We start from the raw sequence: 18,861 nt of genomic DNA, 5'->3' as shown, positions 1-18,861 counted from the left end.
TCCTTGTTGTGAAGCCGATGCTCCCATGATTACCGCTCCCAGGCGGGCTTCCAGTCCGGAACCTGATGCTGATCATTGGTGGAGTAGACCATGGCCCCGTCCTCGACCGGATGGCGGATGACCGATCCGGCCCCGGTAGTGACCCCGTCGCCCACCTGGACGGGTGCCACGAAGAGGTTTCCTGCGCCCACGTGCACCTCCGACCCGATCTCGGTGCGGTTCTTATGCACGCCGTCGTAATTGGCCGTGATGGACCCGCCGCCCACGTTGCTGTCGTGGCCTATGTGGGCATCACCCACATAAGAAAGGTGGGGCACCTTGGTCCCGTGGTCGATGGTGGCCTTCTTCATCTCCACGAAGGCCCCGGCCTTGGTGTCCTCGGCAAGGACGTTGCCGGCCCTCAGATAGGTCCATGGGCCGATGTTGGCCCGGGCCCCGATCCGGGTCTCCTGCACGCGGGAACGCTCCACCCTGGCCTGCGGCTCGACGATGGCGTCAATCAGAGTGGTATAGGGGCCGATGACCGTGTCCGAGGCGATCTCGGTATGACCCTGCAGGAAGCATCCGGGCAGGATGACGGCATCCTGCTGGATGACCACGTCGTCCTCGATCCAGGTGGTAGACGGGTCCAGGATGGTCACCCCCTGGCGCATGAACTCCTGGCAGACCCGCAGGTTATGGGCCTTGGCCAGTTCAGCCAACTGGACCCTGTCGTTGACGCCTTCGACCTTGAGCGGATCAGGAGCAGCGAAGGCTCCGACCCGGCCCAAGCGGCGGGCTGTCTCCAGGGCATCGGTCAGATAGAACTCCCCCTGGGCGTTGCTGTCGTCCAGACCGCGGACCGCCTGGCGCAGCAGATCCGCCTCGAAGACGTAAACGGAAGTGTTGACCTCCTTGACGGCCAGTTCGGTGCCGGTGGCGTCCCGCTGTTCGACGATACGCAGGACCCGTCCATCCTGATCACGAATGATGCGGCCGTATCCGCTAGGGTCGTCCAGATTAACCGTCAGCACGGTGGCCCCGTCGCCGGAATTGACATGATAGTCAAGCAGGCTTTGCAGCGTATCCGCGTCCAGCAGGGGCATGTCCGAGGCCACGATCAGCACCTGGCCGTCGTGCTGGAGCTCGCCATCCAGCTGATCCACGGCGCACTGGACCGCACGCCCCGTGCCCGGTCGGCTGTCCTGACGCACGATGCGGACCTGGGGATCGTAAGAGCGTGCAGCCTGCGCCACCAAGTCGGCCTGATGATGAACCACCACGGCCGTCAGCTCGGGATTCAGGGCGATCACCGAAGTCATGACTCTCTGCAGGAAGGTCTTGCCGGCCAAGGTGTGCAGAACCTTGGGATGAGCCGAATGCATGCGAGTGCCCTCGCCTGCGGCCAGGATGATGCCAGCGGTCAGCGTCTGCCCGCCGCTCAAAACTCCACCACCCCGCTCTCGGCGATGTCGATCAGATCCTGAATGGAATCCACCACCTGGTCAGGGCGGTAGGGGAAGGTTTCCACCTCGGAACGTGTGGTGATGCCTGTCAGCACCAGGAAGGTGTTCAGACCGGCCTCGACTCCGGCCACCACGTCGGTGTCCATCCGGTCGCCGATCATGGCCGTGGTCTCGGAGTGGCCGCCCACCCTGTTCAGGGCCGTGCGGAACATGATGGGGTTGGGCTTGCCCACGAAGTAGGGCTCCCGGTTGGTGGCCTTGGTCACCAGGGCCGCCACCGCGCCGGCTGCCGGCAGGACGCCGTTCTCGCTGGGTCCGGTGGCGTCCGGGTTGGTGCAGATGAAGCGGGCGCCTCCCAGGATCAGGCGGATGGCTGTGGTGATGGACTCAAAGGAGTATGTCCGGGTCTCGCCCAGGATCACATAGTCCGGGTTGATGTCGGAAAGAATGAACCCGGCCTCGTGCAGGGCCGTGGTCAGCCCGGCCTCGCCGATCACATAGGCCGATCCCTGCGGCATGGTCCGGGACACGAAGTCGGCGGTGGCCAGGGCTGAGGTCCAGATCCGATCCTCGGGCACGTCGATGCCCGAACGGCCAAGGCGGGCCGAAAGGTCACGTGGGGTGTAGATGGGATTGTTGGTCAGCACCAGATACTGGCGGTTGTTGCGCTTGAGGGTGTCGATGAATTCGGCAGCTCCGGGCAGGGCCGTGTTCTCGTGCACCAGCACGCCGTCCATGTCGGTGAGCCAGGTTTCGATCTTCTTGACTGCCAAGACAGTTCCTTTCGGTTGGTCACCGACCCCAAGGAGGCCGTCTCCGACCGGAATCGGCGAGCGTAAGCTCCCCCACCTGGATTCGAACCAAGACTAAGGGTTCCAAAGACCCGTGTGCTGCCTTTACACCATGGGGGAAAGGCGGAACCCTTGAGGCCCCGCCAGGTTTATTATGCCACAGCCGGACGATTACGCCACGCCATGCCGGGCAGGCAGGGCTTTAGGCAAAGAGGAAGCCCTGGCCGTGATGAGCCGGATACGTGTCGAAGAGCCGGGCCACCGAGCCATCCTCAAAGACCGCCTTGATGGCCGAGGCCAGCAGGGGGGCGATGGACAGCACAGTCAATCCATCCCAACGCTTCTCCTGGGGAATGGGGACCGTGTCGGTGACAATGACCTCCTTGGCCTGGCAGGACTTGAGCCGTTCCACGGCAGGCCCGGACATGACGCCATGAGTGGCCACGATGGTGATGGAGTTGGCGCCGGCCTCCTCCAGGACGTTGCAGGCCTCGGTGATGGTGCCGCCGGTGTCGATCAGGTCGTCCACCAGCACACAGTCCAGGCCACGCACGTCGCCCACCACCCGATGGGCCACAGCCTTGTTGGGCTGGGTGATGTCACGGGTCTTGTGGATGAAGGCCAGGGGCACGCCTCCCAGGCGCTGGGCCCACTGCTCGGCCACCCGGATGCGGCCGGCATCCGGCGAGACCACGGCCACCTTGGACAGATCCATCCGGTCGCGCACATAGTCCACCAGCACAGGCATGGCGATCAGATGGTCCACAGGCCCGTCGAAGAAGCCCTGGGACTGGGCGGCGTGCAGGTCAACCGACATGATCCGGTCCGCGCCAGCCGTCTTGAGCAGGTCGAACATGAGCCGGCAGGAGATGGGCTCGCGGCCCAGATGCTTCTTGTCCTGACGGGAGTAGCCCAGGAGCGGGCAGACCGCGGTGATGGATCGCGCCGAGGCCCTCTTGAGGGCATCGATCATGATCAGCTGTTCCATGATGGACTTGTTGACCGGGTCCGAGTGGGTCTGCAGGACAAAGACATCCGCACCGCGCACCGACTCCGTATAACGCACATACATCTCGCCGTTGGCAAAGTCGTATGCCGTCGTCTCCAGGACGTCGATACCGAGTTGATCGGCCACGTCCGCCGCGAGTCTGGGATGGGCCCGGCCTGTGACAAGTATGAGATTTTTTCCTGGTCTGCCTTTGAGTATCGCGCTCACCATATCTCCAAACGTTGTTTTCGCTGAAGCGGACAGCCTCCATAATAATGGCGCGCGCTGACACGGCCGGGCTGTCCGTGTTGGCGAGTCCGACAGTATGCGAAGCTCAGGAAGCCGAGCGGTAGAGCCCGTGCTTGTTGATGTACTGCACCACCCCGTCCGGAACCAGGTACCAGACCGGCATGCCCCTGGCCGAACGACGGCGCACATCTGTGGACGAGATGGACAGGGCCGGAATCTCCAGGGTATCCACCCGCTGAGCAGGCACCTGAAGGTCGTCCAGGCTGGAGGAGTAGCCGGGCCGGGAAACGGCCACGAACTTGGCCAGATCCCACATCCGGTTGGCATCCTTCCAGCGCATGATCTCGGCCACAGCGTCCGCCCCGGTGATGAAGAAGAGGTCGCTGTCGGGACGCATCCGCTTGATGTCGCGCAGGGTGTCCACTGTGTAGGTGATGCCAGGACGCTCAATGTCCACCCGGGAGACGGTGAACTTGGGGTTGGAGGCCGTGGCGATCACGGTCATCAGATAGCGGTCCTCAGCATTGGTCACCGTCTTGTTCAGCTTGAAGGCCGGACGGCCGGTGGGCACAAAAATGACCTCATCCAGGTCGTAGACCCAGGCCACCTCCGAGGCAGCCACCAAGTGGCCGTTGTGAATGGGGTCGAAGGTGCCGCCCATGATCCCCACCCGGGGTCGGCGGTTATGGTGGGCAGGCCTACATGCCCCGTCAATATCTGGTGGCTCCTGCCCGGATTCCCCCTCCTTGGACAGCTCAGACATCATCCGGTTCACGCCTGCTCGCCCTCCCGTCTGGCTTCCGAGGCGTTCTCCTCGTTCTCAGACTTGGCCTCTTCGCGCATCTGCTCGGCGCTGGGATTGACCCGGTCGGGATCGATCCGCTCCATGTCGGCATTCCACTCCTCCTGGACCACGCGGCGAATCTCGGAGTAGGTGGGCAGTGGGAAGCCCGGCTGGTAGGCCCGACGAACCTGGGCCACGCATCCGGTGATGGCTACCAATGAATCGGACAGGTCGGCAATGCGCCCCTCCTGCTCCTGTTTGCGGAAGACCGGCACCCGCTCCTCCATGACGGTGATGTCATGCCTGACCTCGTTGAGCTGGTCCTTGTCCAGGTCGTACACATCATCGGCATGCTCGTCAGGCCAGCCAATCAGGACAGCGTCGGCGTACTCCAGGCAGGAGCGCTGGTCTGCATCCGGAATGCCGTCCTCGATTTGGACCAGAAAGACGTACCGCAGCAGGCTCAACCGCTCTGAAGCAACCCTGAGCCAGATGCGCGGATTGTCGTGCTCGCGCTGGAAGAGCTCTTCGATCTTCTCGTTCACGGCCGCACCTGCCCCCTGCCGTAACCGATCCACTTGGTGGTGGTCAGCTCCTGCAGACCCATGGGTCCTCGGGCGTGCAGCTTCTGGGTGGAGATGCCCAGCTCGGCGCCCATGCCGAACATGCCGCCATCGGTGAATCTGGTTGAGGCGTTGACCATGATCACTGCCGAATCCACCCGGCGGGAGAACTCCTCCACGGCCTCGTAGTCCCGGGCCAGGATGGCCTCGGTATGACCGGTGGAGTGACGGTTGATGTGCTCGATGGCCTGATCCAGGGAGTCCACCACGCGCACCCCCATCTTCAGATCCAGATACTCGCGGTCCCAGTCGGCTTCCTCTGCGCGAACCAGCAGTTCTTCAGGCAAACCATGCCCGGCGAGAATGTCCATGGAGACCGCGTCCAGGCGCAGCTCGACCTGGGCCTGCGTCAGCGCTTGGGCCACACGGGGCAGGAATTCAGCGGCCACATCCCGGTGGACGATCAGTTTTTCGGCGGCGTTGCAGACGCCCACCCGCTGGGTCTTGGCGTTGATGATGATGGGAATGGCCTGATCCATGTCCACCGAGCGATCCACGTAGATATGGACATTGCCAGCCCCGGTCTCGATGGTGGGCACGGTGGCCTGCTCAATTACGCTGCGGATCAGCCCTCGGCCACCCCTGGGCACCAGCAAATCGATATGACCGCGTGCCTTCATCAGGGCCTGGGCCCCATCGCGACCGTATCGGTCCACGGAAGCCACCAGAGCCGGATCCAACCCCTGCTCACTAAGCACCCCGCCTATCAGTTCCACCAGGGCGCGGTTGGTACGCTGGGCCGCGTGACCCCCTCGCAGGAGGGCCGCATTGCCGGACTTGAGGCAGAGGGCCACCACATCGATGGTGACGTTGGGCCTGGCCTCGTAGATCATGGCCACCACGCCCAGGGGAACTCGCACCTGATTGAGCCGCATGCCGTTGGGCATGTCATGGCCGCGAACCACCTCGCCCAGGGGATCGGTCAGCCCCGCCACCATGCGCACGCCCCGGGCGGCATCCGCGATACGAACCTTGTCCAAGCGCAGACGGTCTATCAGACCGGCGCTCATTCCTTCTTCAAAAGCCTGGGTGCAGTCCTGCTCATTGACTGCGGCAATCTGATCGGCCTGATCGATCAGTGCATCGGCCAGGGCCAGCAAGAGGGCATTCCTGGCCTGGCCGTTCATGCCTGCCAGGCCTGCCTGTGCAGCGGCCGCCGCATCGGCCATGGCACAGACACGATCGAACACATCCTGACGATCGGAGTTCTCGCTTTCACTCATGTTCGTCAGATCCTTTCGCCCTCACGGGTCTGCCAGACCCGTATTCTGTACCGATTGTAACCCTCAGCGAGGGCAATGACGACAGGAGGAGGGAGGGCACTGCCGCGCCTGCCTCCTCCAAGGGCCGATCAGTGGGTCTGGTCCAGCTCAGGATAGAGCGGGAAGGCCTCGACCAGGCGGTCCACCCGGGCCTTGAGGGCATCCAAATCCGCCTGGGGACCCTGGGCCAGCGCTGTGCCGATCACGTCAGCCACCTCCTCGTACTGGGCCGGGCCGAATCCGCGTGTGGCCAGGGCGGAGGTCCCGATGCGCAGTCCGGAGGCCACAGAGGCAGGACGCGGATCGAAGGGGACCGTATTGCGGTTGACGGTGATGCCGATCCTGGCCAGCAGGTCCTCCCCCTGACGGCCGTCCATCTCGCTGTTGCGCAGATCCACCATGACCAGGTGGACATCAGTCCCTCCAGTGAGCACGGTGATGCCGTTGTCGGCCACATCCTTGGCCATCAGGCGCTCAGCCAGAATCTTGGCGCCCTCCAGAGTGCGCTCCATCCGCTCCTTGAATTCAGGCGTGCCGGCCAGCTTGAAGGCCACAGCCTTGGCGGCGATCACATGCATGAGCGGGCCGCCCTGGTTGCCGGGGAAGACCGAGGAGTTGAGCTTCTTGGCATACTCCTGACGAGCCAGGATGAACCCGGACCTGGGTCCGCCCAGGGTCTTGTGGGCCGTGGAGGAGACCACATCGGCATAGGGCACCGGGCTGGGGTGCAGGCCGGCCGCAACCATGCCGGCGAAGTGGGCCATATCCACCCAGAACTTGGCCCCCACCTCGTCGGCGATTTCCTTCATGGCTGCAAAGTCCTCAATGCGCGGATAGGCGCTCCACCCGCCGATGATCAGGGCCGGATGGGTCTCCAGGGCCCGCTGGCGGATGATCTCGGGCTCGATGCGGAAGGTGTCCGGATCGACCCCGTAGGACTCAGCATGGTAAAAGCGTCCGGAGAAGTTGATCTTCATGCCGTGTGTCAGGTGGCCGCCATGGTCCAGGGCCAGGCCCAGCACAGTGTCGCCGGGCTTGATCAGGGCCTGATAGACGGCGGCGTTGGCCTGGGCGCCCGAATGCGGTTGGACGTTGGCATATTCGGCGCCGAACAGGACCTTGGCGCGGTCCCGGGCCAGGTTCTCGACCTGGTCCACCCACTCGCATCCGCCGTAGTAGCGTTTGCCGGGATAGCCCTCGGCGTACTTGTTGGTCAGCACGGATCCCTGGGCCTGCAAGACAGCCTTGGGCACGAAGTTCTCAGAGGCGATCATCTCCAGACCGCCGCGCTGGCGCTCCAACTCTCCATCCAGCAGTGCTGCGATCTCCGGATCCACCTGCGAGATCGAAGAGTTCAGGACATCGTAGGATTGCTGTACCGGGTTCTCTTCGACCATGGGTCGCTCCTTTGTCTGTAACGTACAGCCTCGGATACAGGGGCTGGTGGGCAACACTGTACGCCATGCCGACCCCTGGCAGGCCCTGGCGTCCACAGACAGTTTCCTCCGCGAGCCGAGCAAGGCCATGGTTCAGACCCCTGCACGGGGTAGAATGCCCTGGTAATGATCAGTTCGGCGACATGGCGGAGGGGCAGGCAACCATGAGCACATACCACAGCACCCGAGGCGGCAAGGAGCAGCTGCAGTCCAAGCAGGCCATCAGACGAGGCCTTGCTCCTGACGGCGGACTCTACGTCAGCGATGGACTGGACGCACTGACCATCGACCCTGCCGACGTTGCCGGCCTGGACTACAAGGGCACGGCCAAACTGGTCCTTTCGAGACTGCTGAGCGATTACTCTTCCGCTCAGCTGGACTCCTGCCTGGACGCAGCCTACGGAGAGCAGTGGTCCGATCCGGCAATCACCCCTCTGGTGGACCTGGGCGGCAACGACTTCGTACTGGAGCTCTTCCGCGGGCCCACCTCGGCCTTCAAGGATGTGGCCCTGCAGCTGCTGCCGAGACTGATGGCTCTGGCCGGGGACGATGGCGAACGGATCATGGTGCTCACAGCCACCTCCGGAGACACGGGCAAGGCGGCGCTGGCCGGTTTCGCAGACGCGCCGGGCACGGGCATCACTGTTTTCTATCCTCAGGGCAAGGTCAGTCAGATCCAACGCCTGCAGATGGTCACCCAGGAGGGCGGCAACCTGCAGGTCTGCGCGGTTCGGGGCAATTTCGACGATGCCCAGTCCGCAGTCAAGTCCATCTTCGCCGACACTGATCTGGCTCATGAGCTGGACGAGAAGGCCTCAACCGTTCTCTCGTCGGCCAACTCCATCAATGTGGGCCGCCTGGCCCCGCAGGTCGTTTACTACTTCCGGGCCTACGGGTCCCTGATGGAACGGGGAGTGATCAGACCTGGGGATCCGGTCGAATTCTGCGTGCCCACCGGCAACTTCGGCGATGTGCTGGCTGGATACTACGCCAAGATGATGGGCCTTCCGGTGGCCCGCCTGACCGTGGCCTCGGACCGCAACCGGGTCCTCAACGACTTCCTGACCACTGGCGTCTATGACCGCAACCGCCCCTTCTACGCCACCACCTCCCCCAGCATGGACATCCTGATCTCCTCCAACCTGGAGCGGATGCTCTACTACATGGCCGGCGGCGACACCGAGCTGATTGCCTCGCTTATGGCCGATTTGGAGTCCAAGGGACGCTACCAGGTGCCTGAGGCCCTGATGACCAGAATCCGCGGGCTCTTCTCCTGCGGCTGGGCCGACGAAGACCAGGTGGGATCAGCCATCAGCGACTGCTGGGAGGACCGGGGATACCTGATCGATCCGCACACGGCCTGCGGCTACCAGGTCATGACCGGGCAGACCGACAGGGATCCTGCCGTGCCCCGGGTGCTGCTGTCCACGGCCAGCCCCTATAAGTTCCCCCGGGTGGTCTGCCAATCCCTGGGCCTGGAGACCCCGGACAGCGACTTCGACTGCATGGACATCCTGGCCGAGTCCACCAACACCAGGCCCCCCAAGGCTCTGCGCACCCTGGAAAACGCGCCTGTGCGCTTCCAGGACTGCATCGATCCCGGAGATATGTCCGACTACGTCCGCCACGCGGTCATGCAGTCCTGAAGCCTGAGCGAATCGGCTCAGATTTCCTTCCTGGCATAGACCTTGCGAGATATGGCTATCGAAACCATATCAGCCGCCAGAATCACCGCCAGCCCGAGGAGCACCGGCCGCCACAGGTCGGATGTCAAAAAACGCATGATTGAATTCCAGACGGCCCCCCAGCCAAAGGGCAGCCAACTGCCGACAAGGGCCGTTATTGGTACCAAACCAAGAAGCGCCAGAAAAGCTATCACGGCTTTGGCCATTTCCAGCCAATAAAACAGGGGGGCAGCTACTGCAAAGAGCAAAGACTCCGACATGAACAATCCCAGAGCAAACAGGACGGTAGCACGCCAATGGTCCTGACCCTGCAAAAACGAATCAGCAACGCAGAAATAGAATATTGCATAGCCGCAAGACTGAACCAGGACCAGCAGACTTACAGCAGCATAGCGTCCGAATACCTGGTGATCACGTGTTATGGGCAGCAGACCGTTCAACCGAATCGCCGCATTGCTGAAATCGACAAACAAACCAGATACCAGGCCTACAATCAGTCCGATTCCCATGCCGGCCACCAATCCCGTCAACGCAGTCCGTGCATCATCCCCATCATTGCCTGTCAGAGCCATGACCAGGTTCAGCAGGATTCCGATGACGGGCGCAGACAGGAAAATCAGCACACCAACCCAAGTTCTCCCTGCTCCTGAGAAACGTTGCATGTCCAGCCTGATCTGCTCGGCTATCGCCTTCATGACTCCACCTCCTTGTTCTTGTCGGCCGCAGCAGGTGGGCCTGCGGTCAGTCTGATGATGTTGTCAAAGTCGGCCCGCTCCACCAGGTAGCGGTCCTCTGAAGGCTCCATGGCGGTTGGGGAAGCCGATGCCAGAAAATCCTTCAAGCGTTCAGTGGGCACCAGAGCCTCAAAACCTGTGGCGGAGCGCTGCAAGCCCATCAGATGCGGCATTTGCCCTCCAGCCAGATCGTCCGGCCCCCCTCTCACTATCTGGAAAGCCTCCATCAACTCGTCCTTGGGGCCGGTGTAGAAGACAGACCCCCGATTGATATAGGTGACGAAGTCAGCCACCCGTTCGAGATCCGCGGTGATGTGCGTGGAGAAAAGCACCGAGTGACAACCGTCGCCGATGTAGTCCAGCAAAATATCCATGAGCTCGTCCCTGGCCAGGACATCCAGACCGCTGGTGGGCTCGTCCAGAATCAAGAGCCTTGCATCGTGGCTGAGGGCGACGGCCAGCATCAGCTTCATCTGCATGCCACGGGAAAGCTTGCCGATTTTGCGGTTTTCCAGCAGACCGAACCGACGCAGATAGTCGTGGTAGCGATCACTGTCCCAAGAGGGATACATGGGTGCCATCACTGGCTCGACGGCCTTGACCTTCCATGCCTCCGGGAAATAAATGGAATCGAAGACCACGCCCAGGTCTGCTTTGACCTCCTCCTCCTGGCTCAAGGGATCACGGCCCAAAATGCTGATTGCTCCGCTGTCCCGGCGGGTCATATTCAGCAAGAGCCGGATCAGGGTGGATTTGCCTGCGCCGTTGGGGCCTATCAATCCCATGATGTAGCCCATGGGCAGGTCCATGGTGACCTGGTGCAGGCGGAAACCCGTGCCGTCGGCCTTGGCGTAGCTTTTCCCCAGGTCACTGACGCGCAGGGCATAGTCGACCTCTTCGCCAGAGGTTGTCATCACCGGTGATGCGCACATGCTGCTATTCCTTTCCCTCTTCGGACGCGGGCGCAGAACCCTTGTCGCCAAGCAGGCCGTCGAGCAGGCCGCGAATCCGATCCGGCTCCATGCCGGCCCGACGAGCCGTATCGACTGCCTCGCCTAGCAGGGACTGCACGCGGTCCTCCAGATGCTGCCGCATGACCTGGTCGCCGCTGTCGGCCACGAAGGTCCCCTTGCCTTGGATGTTCTCCACCAAACCCTCTTGAGCGAGTTCGGTATAGGCGCGGGTCACGGTCAGCACGGACACCCTGAGCTCCTGTGAGAGATGTCGCAGGGAGGGCAGTCCCTCCCCCGCTTTCAGGTCTCCGGTCAGGATGGCCGAACGTATCTGGTCCTCGATCTGCCGATAAATCGGCTGCCCGGACAGGGATGAGATGATCAGCTTCATCCAAGCCCCTTTCATTGATGGGCGGCACGACTCTGGCTAAGCTGTGCCGGTGTTCATGTATACACTATAACAGTTTGATCATGAAGACAAACTCCGACCTTGATCTTCCAAGGGGTGGTTCATGGATTGATAGATACGTCTCTAGTGCCGAAATCCCCGGCCGATCACAATTTCAGACAAAATCCATTTGGGCCAGGTCGCCGCCGCATTGTTCATGTCGAGGGCGGATACGGTGTCATCAACGAAAATCCAGCATGTTCGTTGCCGCACGGCCGCCAACAGCCGATTGACTACCGTCAATGCGTCAGAATGAAAAGCAACAGAAGGACAGATGTCGAGCATGCAGCAGCACGGCCGCAAAAAGCGACAAAGTCGTCAGCAACAAAGTCGTCGCAACTGGTCAAAGTCGCTGAATCGAGGGACTTCGGCATGGCAAAGTTGAGCCGACAATCAGATCTATCGGGCCTGGAGCCTGCTGGAGGCCAGAAGCTCTTGGGCGTGCTTCAGGGAGGTAGTGGACTCGCTGCCCGCCAGCATCCGGGCGATCTCCCGCTCCCTGTCCTCGCCCTCCACCTGGCGGACCAGGGTCTCTACGGCATCGCCGCCTTCACGCCCCTTGGCCACGACGAACTGCCGATCGGCCCAGGAAGCCACCTGCGGCAGGTGGGTGACCACGATCACCTGGGCGGTGACGGCCAACCGGGCCAGACGACGACCCAGCTCGACGGCAGCCCGACCGCCGACTCCAGCATCCACCTCGTCGAAGATGAAGGTCATCGTCGGGTCGCCAACCTGGCAATCCAGACCATTATGCCCATCTCCAGCGCCGTCAGATCCCGATGAGGTCCGGCCTTCGGCGGCCACCAGCTCCAGGGCCAGCATGAGCCGGCTGAGTTCGCCGCCCGAGGCGCTCTTGCCCATGGGCAGAAGGTCCGAACCCGGATACGGCCTGAAGAGAAAGTCGATCTGATCCAGACCATGCCCGTCCATGTCCTGGTCCTGGCGTGGCCTGACACGGATCTCCAGCCCGGCACCCGACATGGCCAGGGAGCGCAATTCGCCGTCGACGAGTTCGCTCAGCCTTCGTGCAGCCTTGCCCCGTGACGCAGACAGATTCCGTGCGGCCTTCAGGGCGCTCCCGCGAAGCTGCTCAACCTGGACCTGAAGCTCCTCCAGCTTCTCAGGTGAGGCATCCATGTCCTCAAGTTCAAACGCAGCCTTCTTGCGCCAGGCCAGAACGTCGTCGATGTCTGGTCCCCAGCGCCGGGTCAGCTCATCCAGATCGTGGATGCGGGCGTTGATCTTGTCCAGATCGCCCTCCTGGCCTTCGTCGTCCAGCTGGCTGCTCAGGGTGAAGACCAGGTCGGACAGATCGGCATTCAGCGAGCGCAACCGCTGGGCCGACTCCTGAAAGACCCCCTCTACACCGATGCCCTCCAAGGCGGCGATGGCTCGTTCTACCAGGGCCGTAGCCGATGGTGAGTCTGCATCCGGGTCAATCTGGCCGGCGTCCAAGGCGGATAGTGCGGCCATGACTCCCTGACTGATCTGGGCAGCATGTTCGATCCGGTCTCTTTGGGCCTTGAGTTCACGATCCTCGCCGGGATGGGGGTCGACACGGTCGATCCGGGCGATGGACTCGCGAAGATAATCAGCCTGGGCCATAGCGCCAGACTGCTGGTTGCGCAGCTCCTCCAGATGGTCCTGAGCCTGTCGGTACTGCCTCCAGGCCTTGGAAAAAGCCTCCAGCTGCGGACCGTCACCAGCGTAGGCATCCAGAAATTCACGCTGCCGGGCCGGGCTGGCCATACGCATCTGATCTGCCTGGCCATGGACAGTGACCAGCATCCCAGCCACCTCCTGCAGCAGGCCTCGAGGAGCAGTTCTGCCGTTCAGGGCGGCACGGGAACGCCCCTTGACAGGCATGGTCCTCGCCAGGAAGATCTGCCCCTCATCCTCCAAGGGGAGGCCAGCCCCGGTTATGGATGCGGTCACTGGATTCTCGGCTCCTGCCGTTCCAGCATCGAAAATTCCTTGCACCCAGGACTCCCGAGCTCCAGGCGATACTAGCTGCGGACGGGCGGTGGACCCCGAGATCAGCCGGATGGCGTTGAGCAGCATGGACTTGCCAGCCCCGGTCTCCCCGGTGATGGCCGTCATGCCGGCAGCAGGGCGCAGCAGGGCATGATGGATGGGACCCAGGTCTCGTACTTCCAGCTCTTCCAGCATCAGTGCTCCTTGTTCGACTCCGGCGGCTCCCTCTGGTCCTGCCCGTTCGCAGCCACCGAGGGGCGATGCTGCTCCCTCCAGCCGACCACCGGCAGGTCGAACTTGGAGACCAGCCGTCTGGTGAAGGGCACCCCCGACAGCCTGGCCAGCCGCAGGATGTCATGGGACTGCCGCACCACAATGCGGGACCGCTTGGGCACTGGCCGTTGACGGCGCCCGTCGTTGCAGATCCAGCCGGCCGACTGGGAATCACCCAGAACATCCAGGGTGAACTGCGACTTCGGGCCGATGATCAGGGACCTGGCGAAGAGGGCGTGGGCAGCAATGGGCACCATCTGCAACGACTGTGCATCCGGCCAGACGATGGGCCCGCCCACCGAAAAGGCATAGGCCGTCGATCCGGTCGGGGTGGCCACAATCATGCCGTCGCAGCCGAAGGAGCTCATCTCCACATCGTCCACTCGGACCGATACCTCGATCATCTTGCCCCGATCATATCGTTCCAGGGTCATGTCATTAAGGGCCCAGTCGCTCAGTGGTCGATCGGCTCCGGGTATCCACAGGTCCACGTGGGCCACCATGCGCTCGTCGATGGAGTAGTCATGATCGGCCACCCGGCGAATGGCCTCACCAATCTGGAAGCTCTCGAACTCCGCCAGGAACCCCACGTGGCCAAGATTGACCCCCAGGATGGGCACCTCGGTACCCTTGACCAGCTCTGCAGCCCGCAGGATGGTCCCATCGCCGCCCAGGACGATGACGATCTCGGTGTCGTCGGCCACCTGCTGGCTGGGACTGCCGAATTCCGGGGCGGCAATGTTGTCGACAATCGAGACGCGGAATCCGTCCCGGCGCAACTGCTCCTCGACCTCGTCAACCAGGTGGCCGCTTGCCCGGACCCGGCTGTGCGTGACCACGACAGCGCTACGAGCACCCATGGGGCCTCCCTTCCGGCAACAATGCTCATCCTATCGGGCCCGGCCAACAGCGGCGCCCATCGTGGCGGGGTCAGGCCAAACGACGACCAGCAGCTGTGGCCATGCCCTGCCCGGTCTCATACCGGGGCGATCCGGTCCCATCCACGGCATCGGCATCCACCACGACACGGGAGACATCCGTCCTGTCGGGCAGCTCGAACATGGTCGCCTCCAGGGTGTGCTCGATGATTCCACGCAGCCCACGGGCGCCCACCTTGCGCTCCAGAGCGATGGCTGCAACCCGATCCAGGGCGGCATCCGTGAAGACCAGATCAGCCCCGTCGTCCAGGAACATGCGCCGGTACTGGTCGACCAAGGCATTATCCGGTTCGGTCAGCACCCGCCGCAGCTCATCGGCGCCCAGCGGCTCCAGGGTGGAGATGACCGGCAGCCGCCCCACGAACTCGGGAAGCAGGCCAAACTGTTCCAGGTCCTCGGCCCTGACCTGGCTCATGACCCGGTCGTCGGGCACCCTATCGCTGCCCTGAGTAGCCGAGAATCCGCTCTCCCGCAGGCCCAGCCGCCGACGGACAATCTCCTCAAGACCGACGAAGGCGCCACCGCAGATGAAGAGGATGTTGGCTGTGTCCATGACGACCGTGCGGACATCCCCATGCCGCCGCGAACCCTGGACCGGCACACGGGCCTGGGTACCCTCGATGATCTTGAGCAGAGCCTGCTGGACCCCCTCGCCGGACACGTCCCGGGTAATGGAGGTGTTCTCGCCGGATTTTCTGGCGATCTTGTCGATCTCGTCGATGTAGATGATCCCCCGCTGGGCCAGGTCCATATTGCCGTCGGCGGCTTGCAGCAGCCCCTGCAGGACGGACTCCACATCCTCGCCCACATACCCCGCCTCGGTCAGGCTGGTGGCATCCACAATGACAAAGGGGACGTTCATGATGGTGGCCAGGGTTCGTGCCAGGTAGGTCTTGCCCACGCCGGTGGGACCCATGAGCAGGATGTTGGACTTGTCCACCTGGACGCGTGGGGCTGCGTCCTTTTGTTCAAACGCTGCGTCAGTAACACGGCCACGGTCGCCCAGGTCCATATTGACGCGCTTGTAGTGGTTGTAGACAGCAACAGCCAGGGTGCGCTTGGCGGCCTCCTGGCCGATGACATACCGGTTCAGATAGGCGAATATCTTTGAGGGTGCAGGCAGGGTCACCCGCCGGTCGGCGGCATCCTTGGCCATATCCTCCTGGATGATCTGGGCGCATAGGCGTATGCATTCGTCGCAGATGGCGCAGGAAGGCCCCTTGACCAGGCGACGCACCTGGTGCTCGTCCTTGCCGCAGAACTCGCATCGATTCAGTCCGTCATTGTAGCTGACCACACGGCCCATGGCTCTCCCTTCCTGGAGAATCCGCTAGGATCGCCGAAATCATATATGACCGGCATCGTCCATGATGCCAAAAACGTCCGGAGGCCGTGGGTCCCGAGGACCCGCCGCCATCCGGACGATCAATCATGTACGCAGTCACCGGAGCTAATTGCGGTGCTCCAGGACCTCGTCCACCATTCCGTAATCCTTGGCCTGCTGGGCGGTCAGAATGGTGTCCACTTCGATGTCCTTGCGAATCTTGTCGACATCCTGGCCAGTGTGCTTGGCCAGGGTCTCCTCCAGCCAGGTGCGCATGCGCAGCATTTCCTTGGCCTGGATCTCGATCTCGGTGGCCTTGCCGAAGTCCTGCTCCATGGCCGGCTGGTGAATCAGCACACGGGCGTTTGGCAGGATCAGCCGCTTGCCCTTGGTGCCGGCCGCCAGCAGAACGGCAGCAGCCGAGGCAGCCTGGCCCAGGCAGACAGTCTGCACATCGGGCTTGATGTACTGCATGGTGTCATAGATGGCGGTCATGGCCGTCATGGATCCCCCCGGCGAGTTGATGTAGATAATCACGTCGCGGTTGGGATCCTGGCTCTCCAGAACCAGGAGCTGGGCCATGATGTCGTCCGAGGAGGTGTCATCCACCTGGACGCCCATGAAGATGATTCTGTCGTCGAAGAGCCTGGTGTAAGGGTCCTGGCGCTTGTAGCCGTAGGGGGTGCGCTCCTCGAACTGCGGCAGCACATAGCGGTCGGTGGGCATGGCGCCCAGGCCGCGAGGGCCGGCCAGTCGACGGGCCCGTGCTACGAATTGCGCTTCTTCAGATGCCATGTGGAGTGCTCACTTCCCTTGATCCGCGGTCATAGTGCCGTGGGTGGTCACGATCCGGTCGACGAAGCCGTACTCCAGGGCTTGCTGGGCCGTGAACCAGTGATCGTATTCGTTGTCCCGGTAGATCTCTTCCAGGGTGTGGCCGGTCTGCTCGGCCGTCAGCTGGGAGAGTGTGCGCTTCATGTCCATGATCAGTTCGGCGTTGATCCTGACGTCAGTGGCCGTGCCTCCGACGCCGCCCGAGGGCTGATGCATGAGCACCCGTGCATGGGAGGTGACGAAGCGCTTGCCCTTGGCCCCGCTGGAGAGCAGGAACTGGCCCATGGAGGCCGCCATGCCGACTGCGACGGTGGCCACATCAGGCTCGATCAACTGCATGGTGTCGTAGATGGCCATGCCCGCGGTAATGGAGCCGCCTGGCGAATTGATGTAGAGCCAGATATCCTTCTTGGGATCCTCGGCCGCCAGCATCAGCATCTGTGCGCAGATGACGTTGGCGTTGGCGTCCTTGACCTCGTCCCCCAGCCAGATGATCCTGTCCTTGAGCAGTCGATTGAAGATGGGATCGGTCGGCGTAGGGGCCTCCCCCTCCTCCATCACGGGACTGGTTGCCAATGAGTTGTTCACCCTGTCTCCTTCGATAAACGTATCTGTATTGAGAGTAGCCCCCGCAATCGACGCGGTCTTGGTCTTTCTGCTCTTTGCGCAACCGTTGCGACAGGGCCGCACCCAGGCTGTTTCGCCACTGGGTGCGGCCCTGTTCGCTGCTTTGAAAGCTACTCCTGATCCTGGGAGAGCTGGTCGGCCACTTCAGCCGCGGCGGAGGCAGCCTGGACGCTCTCGTCCTGCTCCTCCTGGGCCTCGGGCTCATCCTCGCCTAGGAAGCGGCTCAGATCCACCTCCTGGCCATCGGGATCCTTGAAGGTGACGGCCCGCATGCCGGCCAGCATGCCCTTGGAGCGGCCGACCTCCTGCACGGCCGAACCTAGCTGGCCGTTGCGGACGATGCCGTTGATGAAGGCGCTGGGATCCATGCCGTACTGCTGAGCGATGGAAGCCAGGAAGTTGGTCACGTCGGCCTGGCTGACCGTGATGCCCAGCTTCTCAGCCAGGGCGTCCAGTGTCATCTGGTCACGCAGCTCCTTCTCGACACTCTTCTCGGCCTCGGACTTCTCATCCTTGCTGGCCTTGTCGGGATCCTTGCCGGTGTTCTTGAGCTGATCGGTCACCATGGACTGCTTGATGCCCTTGGGCACCGGGATGTCCAGGCCGTCCTGGAGCTTGGCGATGAAGGCGTCGCGTGCGTCAGTGGCCTGCCGACCCTCGGCATCCACCTGGCACTGCTTGCGCACGTCCTCGCGCAGCTCTTTCAGGGTCTCGAACTCCGAAGCCTCCTTGGCGAACTCGTCGTCCAGTTCGGGCAGCTCCTCAGCCTTGACCGAGTTGACCTTGACCTTGATCTGGGCCTTCTCGCCCTGGTGCTCGCCGGCCTCCAGGGTGCCCTCGAAGGTGGTCTCCTCCCCGGCGGACAACCCGTCCAGGGCCTCATCCAGGCCGTCCAGCATGGTGTTGGAGCCCAGCTCGTAGCTGACCCCCTGCTGGGAGTCCACGGACTCGCCGTCGATGACGGCATCCAGGTCGATGTTGGCATAGTCGCCCTTGGAGGCGGGACGATCCACGCTGACCAGGGTGCCGAAGCGCTGACGCAGGTTGTCCAGACGCTTGTCCACGTCCTCGTCGGTGACGGCAGGCTTGGGGACCTCAATCTCCATGCCCTCGATGTCGGGCAGCTCGAACTTGGGACGAATCTCCACCTCAGCGGTGAACTTGAGCTTGGTGTCGTCCTTGGCCGAGGAAGGCATGTCCTTGACATCGATCTGCGGCTGGGCCATGGCGTGCAGCTGCTTCTCCTCCAGGGCCTTGGAGTAGAGCTCGGGCACGCCGGCGTTGACGGCCTCGCCCGCCACGCTGGCAAAGCCCACACGCTGATCGATGATGGGTCCGGGCACATGGCCCTTGCGGAAGCCGGGAATGGTTACCTGCTTGCCGATCTCCTTACGGGCCTGATCCAGGTAGGGGTTCAGCTCATCGGGATCGACGGTGATGGTGAGCCTGACCTTGGTGGGCTCGAGGTTTCTGACGCTGATTTTCACGCT

Annotated in this window: 17 protein-coding genes and 1 tRNA gene; 1 reads left to right on the top strand and 17 read right to left on the bottom strand. The window is 62.8% G+C overall.

All coding sequences use genetic code 11. From position 1 onward, the window contains the following. Positions 1–29 precede the first annotated feature (29 nt). The 8 genes from glmU to glyA form a co-directional block, all read right to left on the bottom strand. Positions 30–1,406 carry a bifunctional UDP-N-acetylglucosamine diphosphorylase/glucosamine-1-phosphate N-acetyltransferase GlmU gene (glmU, locus tag FPK30_RS08025; RefSeq protein ID WP_260804506.1) on the bottom strand — a complete coding sequence of 459 codons (1,377 nt, stop codon included), beginning with the start codon at positions 1,404–1,406 and terminating at the stop codon, positions 30–32. A 14-nt stretch (positions 1,407–1,420) separates the two neighbouring features. Next, positions 1,421–2,218, bottom strand: a complete 798-nt coding sequence (locus FPK30_RS08020; protein WP_024627950.1) for an HAD-IIA family hydrolase — start codon at positions 2,216–2,218, stop codon at positions 1,421–1,423. A gap of 67 nt (positions 2,219–2,285) precedes the next feature. Beyond that, positions 2,286–2,356 (bottom strand) — tRNA-Gln (locus FPK30_RS08015). A gap of 82 nt (positions 2,357–2,438) precedes the next feature. Continuing rightward, positions 2,439–3,455 (bottom strand): ribose-phosphate diphosphokinase, encoded by a 1,017-nt coding sequence (locus tag FPK30_RS08010; RefSeq protein WP_045924211.1) that lies wholly within the window; start codon positions 3,453–3,455, stop codon positions 2,439–2,441. Positions 3,456–3,558: 103 nt separating this feature from the next. Further along, complete coding sequence (gene nadD / locus FPK30_RS08005) at positions 3,559–4,239, bottom strand: nicotinate-nucleotide adenylyltransferase (protein WP_144086037.1); 681 nt, start codon at positions 4,237–4,239, stop codon at positions 3,559–3,561. Positions 4,240–4,244: 5 nt separating this feature from the next. After that, positions 4,245–4,802: a phosphoribosylglycinamide synthetase gene (locus tag FPK30_RS08000; RefSeq protein ID WP_144086036.1), complete on the bottom strand. Its 558-nt coding sequence runs from the start codon at positions 4,800–4,802 to the stop codon at positions 4,245–4,247. Then, on the bottom strand, positions 4,799–6,103 hold the full coding sequence (locus tag FPK30_RS07995) for a glutamate-5-semialdehyde dehydrogenase (RefSeq protein ID WP_144086035.1): 1,305 nt from the start codon (positions 6,101–6,103) through the stop codon (positions 4,799–4,801). Before FPK30_RS07995 ends, FPK30_RS08000 begins: the two co-directional genes overlap by 4 nt. 128 nt (positions 6,104–6,231) lie before the next feature. Further along, positions 6,232–7,539, bottom strand: coding sequence for a serine hydroxymethyltransferase (gene glyA, locus FPK30_RS07990; protein WP_144086034.1), 1,308 nt, complete (start codon positions 7,537–7,539; stop codon positions 6,232–6,234). A 203-nt stretch (positions 7,540–7,742) separates the two neighbouring features. On the opposite strand from glyA, the gene thrC reads away from it, so the two are divergent. Next, positions 7,743–9,224, top strand: coding sequence for a threonine synthase (thrC, locus tag FPK30_RS07985; protein ID WP_144086055.1), 1,482 nt, complete (start codon positions 7,743–7,745; stop codon positions 9,222–9,224). Positions 9,225–9,241: 17 nt separating this feature from the next. Here the strand turns inward: thrC and FPK30_RS07980 are convergent, their stop codons facing one another. From FPK30_RS07980 to tig, 9 genes are all read right to left on the bottom strand, one after another. Then, a complete protein-coding gene (locus tag FPK30_RS07980) occupies positions 9,242–9,958 on the bottom strand; it encodes an ABC-2 transporter permease (RefSeq protein ID WP_144086033.1) in 717 nt (238 codons plus the stop codon). Further along, complete coding sequence (locus tag FPK30_RS07975; protein ID WP_415873707.1) at positions 9,955–10,911, bottom strand: ABC transporter ATP-binding protein; 957 nt, start codon at positions 10,909–10,911, stop codon at positions 9,955–9,957. The genes FPK30_RS07980 and FPK30_RS07975 overlap by 4 nt, the downstream gene beginning before the upstream one ends. A 22-nt stretch (positions 10,912–10,933) precedes the next feature. Beyond that, on the bottom strand, positions 10,934–11,341 hold the full coding sequence (locus FPK30_RS07970; RefSeq protein WP_144086031.1) for a GntR family transcriptional regulator: 408 nt from the start codon (positions 11,339–11,341) through the stop codon (positions 10,934–10,936). A 456-nt stretch (positions 11,342–11,797) separates the two neighbouring features. After that, entirely contained in the window at positions 11,798–13,570 is a 1,773-nt protein-coding gene (locus FPK30_RS07965) for a DNA repair protein RecN (protein WP_144086030.1), read from the bottom strand. After that, complete coding sequence (locus FPK30_RS07960) at positions 13,570–14,508, bottom strand: NAD kinase (protein WP_144086029.1); 939 nt, start codon at positions 14,506–14,508, stop codon at positions 13,570–13,572. The genes FPK30_RS07965 and FPK30_RS07960 overlap by 1 nt, the downstream gene beginning before the upstream one ends. Positions 14,509–14,578: 70 nt before the next feature. After that, on the bottom strand, positions 14,579–15,892 hold the full coding sequence (clpX, locus tag FPK30_RS07955) for an ATP-dependent Clp protease ATP-binding subunit ClpX (protein WP_101432235.1): 1,314 nt from the start codon (positions 15,890–15,892) through the stop codon (positions 14,579–14,581). A 144-nt stretch (positions 15,893–16,036) separates the two neighbouring features. Beyond that, positions 16,037–16,705 (bottom strand): ATP-dependent Clp protease proteolytic subunit, encoded by a 669-nt coding sequence (locus FPK30_RS07950; RefSeq protein ID WP_144086028.1) that lies wholly within the window; start codon positions 16,703–16,705, stop codon positions 16,037–16,039. 9 nt (positions 16,706–16,714) lie between these two features. Then, positions 16,715–17,302, bottom strand: coding sequence for an ATP-dependent Clp protease proteolytic subunit (locus tag FPK30_RS07945; RefSeq protein WP_029678947.1), 588 nt, complete (start codon positions 17,300–17,302; stop codon positions 16,715–16,717). 179 nt (positions 17,303–17,481) lie between these two features. Beyond that, on the bottom strand, positions 17,482–18,858 hold the full coding sequence (gene tig / locus FPK30_RS07940; protein WP_144086027.1) for a trigger factor: 1,377 nt from the start codon (positions 18,856–18,858) through the stop codon (positions 17,482–17,484). Positions 18,859–18,861: the final 3 nt, after the last annotated feature.

It is taken from the genome of Bifidobacterium apousia (genome assembly GCF_007559275.1).
Classification (GTDB): Bacteria; Actinomycetota; Actinomycetes; order Actinomycetales; family Bifidobacteriaceae; genus Bombiscardovia; species Bombiscardovia apousia.
The sequence above is the reverse complement of the archived record's forward strand: the minus strand, read 5'-3'. Positions and strand labels throughout refer to the sequence as shown.

Bases quoted from the DNA above. Each gene is read 5' to 3' on its own strand.
- FPK30_RS08010 (WP_045924211.1), bottom strand. From the start codon at position 3,455: ATGGTGAGCGCGATACTCAAAGGCAGACCAGGAAAAAATCTCATACTT.
- nadD (WP_144086037.1), bottom strand. From the start codon at position 4,239: ATGATGTCTGAGCTGTCCAAGGAGGGGGAATCCGGGCAGGAGCCACCA.
- FPK30_RS07995 (WP_144086035.1), bottom strand. From the start codon at position 6,103: ATGAGTGAAAGCGAGAACTCCGATCGTCAGGATGTGTTCGATCGTGTC.
- glyA (WP_144086034.1), bottom strand. From the start codon at position 7,539: ATGGTCGAAGAGAACCCGGTACAGCAATCCTACGATGTCCTGAACTCT.
- thrC (WP_144086055.1), top strand. From the start codon at position 7,743: ATGAGCACATACCACAGCACCCGAGGCGGCAAGGAGCAGCTGCAGTCC.
- FPK30_RS07980 (WP_144086033.1), bottom strand. From the start codon at position 9,958: ATGAAGGCGATAGCCGAGCAGATCAGGCTGGACATGCAACGTTTCTCA.
- FPK30_RS07975 (WP_415873707.1), bottom strand. From the start codon at position 10,911: ATGACAACCTCTGGCGAAGAGGTCGACTATGCCCTGCGCGTCAGTGAC.
- FPK30_RS07970 (WP_144086031.1), bottom strand. From the start codon at position 11,341: ATGAAGCTGATCATCTCATCCCTGTCCGGGCAGCCGATTTATCGGCAG.
- FPK30_RS07965 (WP_144086030.1), bottom strand. From the start codon at position 13,570: ATGCTGGAAGAGCTGGAAGTACGAGACCTGGGTCCCATCCATCATGCC.
- FPK30_RS07960 (WP_144086029.1), bottom strand. From the start codon at position 14,508: ATGGGTGCTCGTAGCGCTGTCGTGGTCACGCACAGCCGGGTCCGGGCA.
- clpX (WP_101432235.1), bottom strand. From the start codon at position 15,892: ATGGGCCGTGTGGTCAGCTACAATGACGGACTGAATCGATGCGAGTTC.
- FPK30_RS07950 (WP_144086028.1), bottom strand. From the start codon at position 16,705: ATGGCATCTGAAGAAGCGCAATTCGTAGCACGGGCCCGTCGACTGGCC.
- FPK30_RS07945 (WP_029678947.1), bottom strand. From the start codon at position 17,302: ATGGAGGAGGGGGAGGCCCCTACGCCGACCGATCCCATCTTCAATCGA.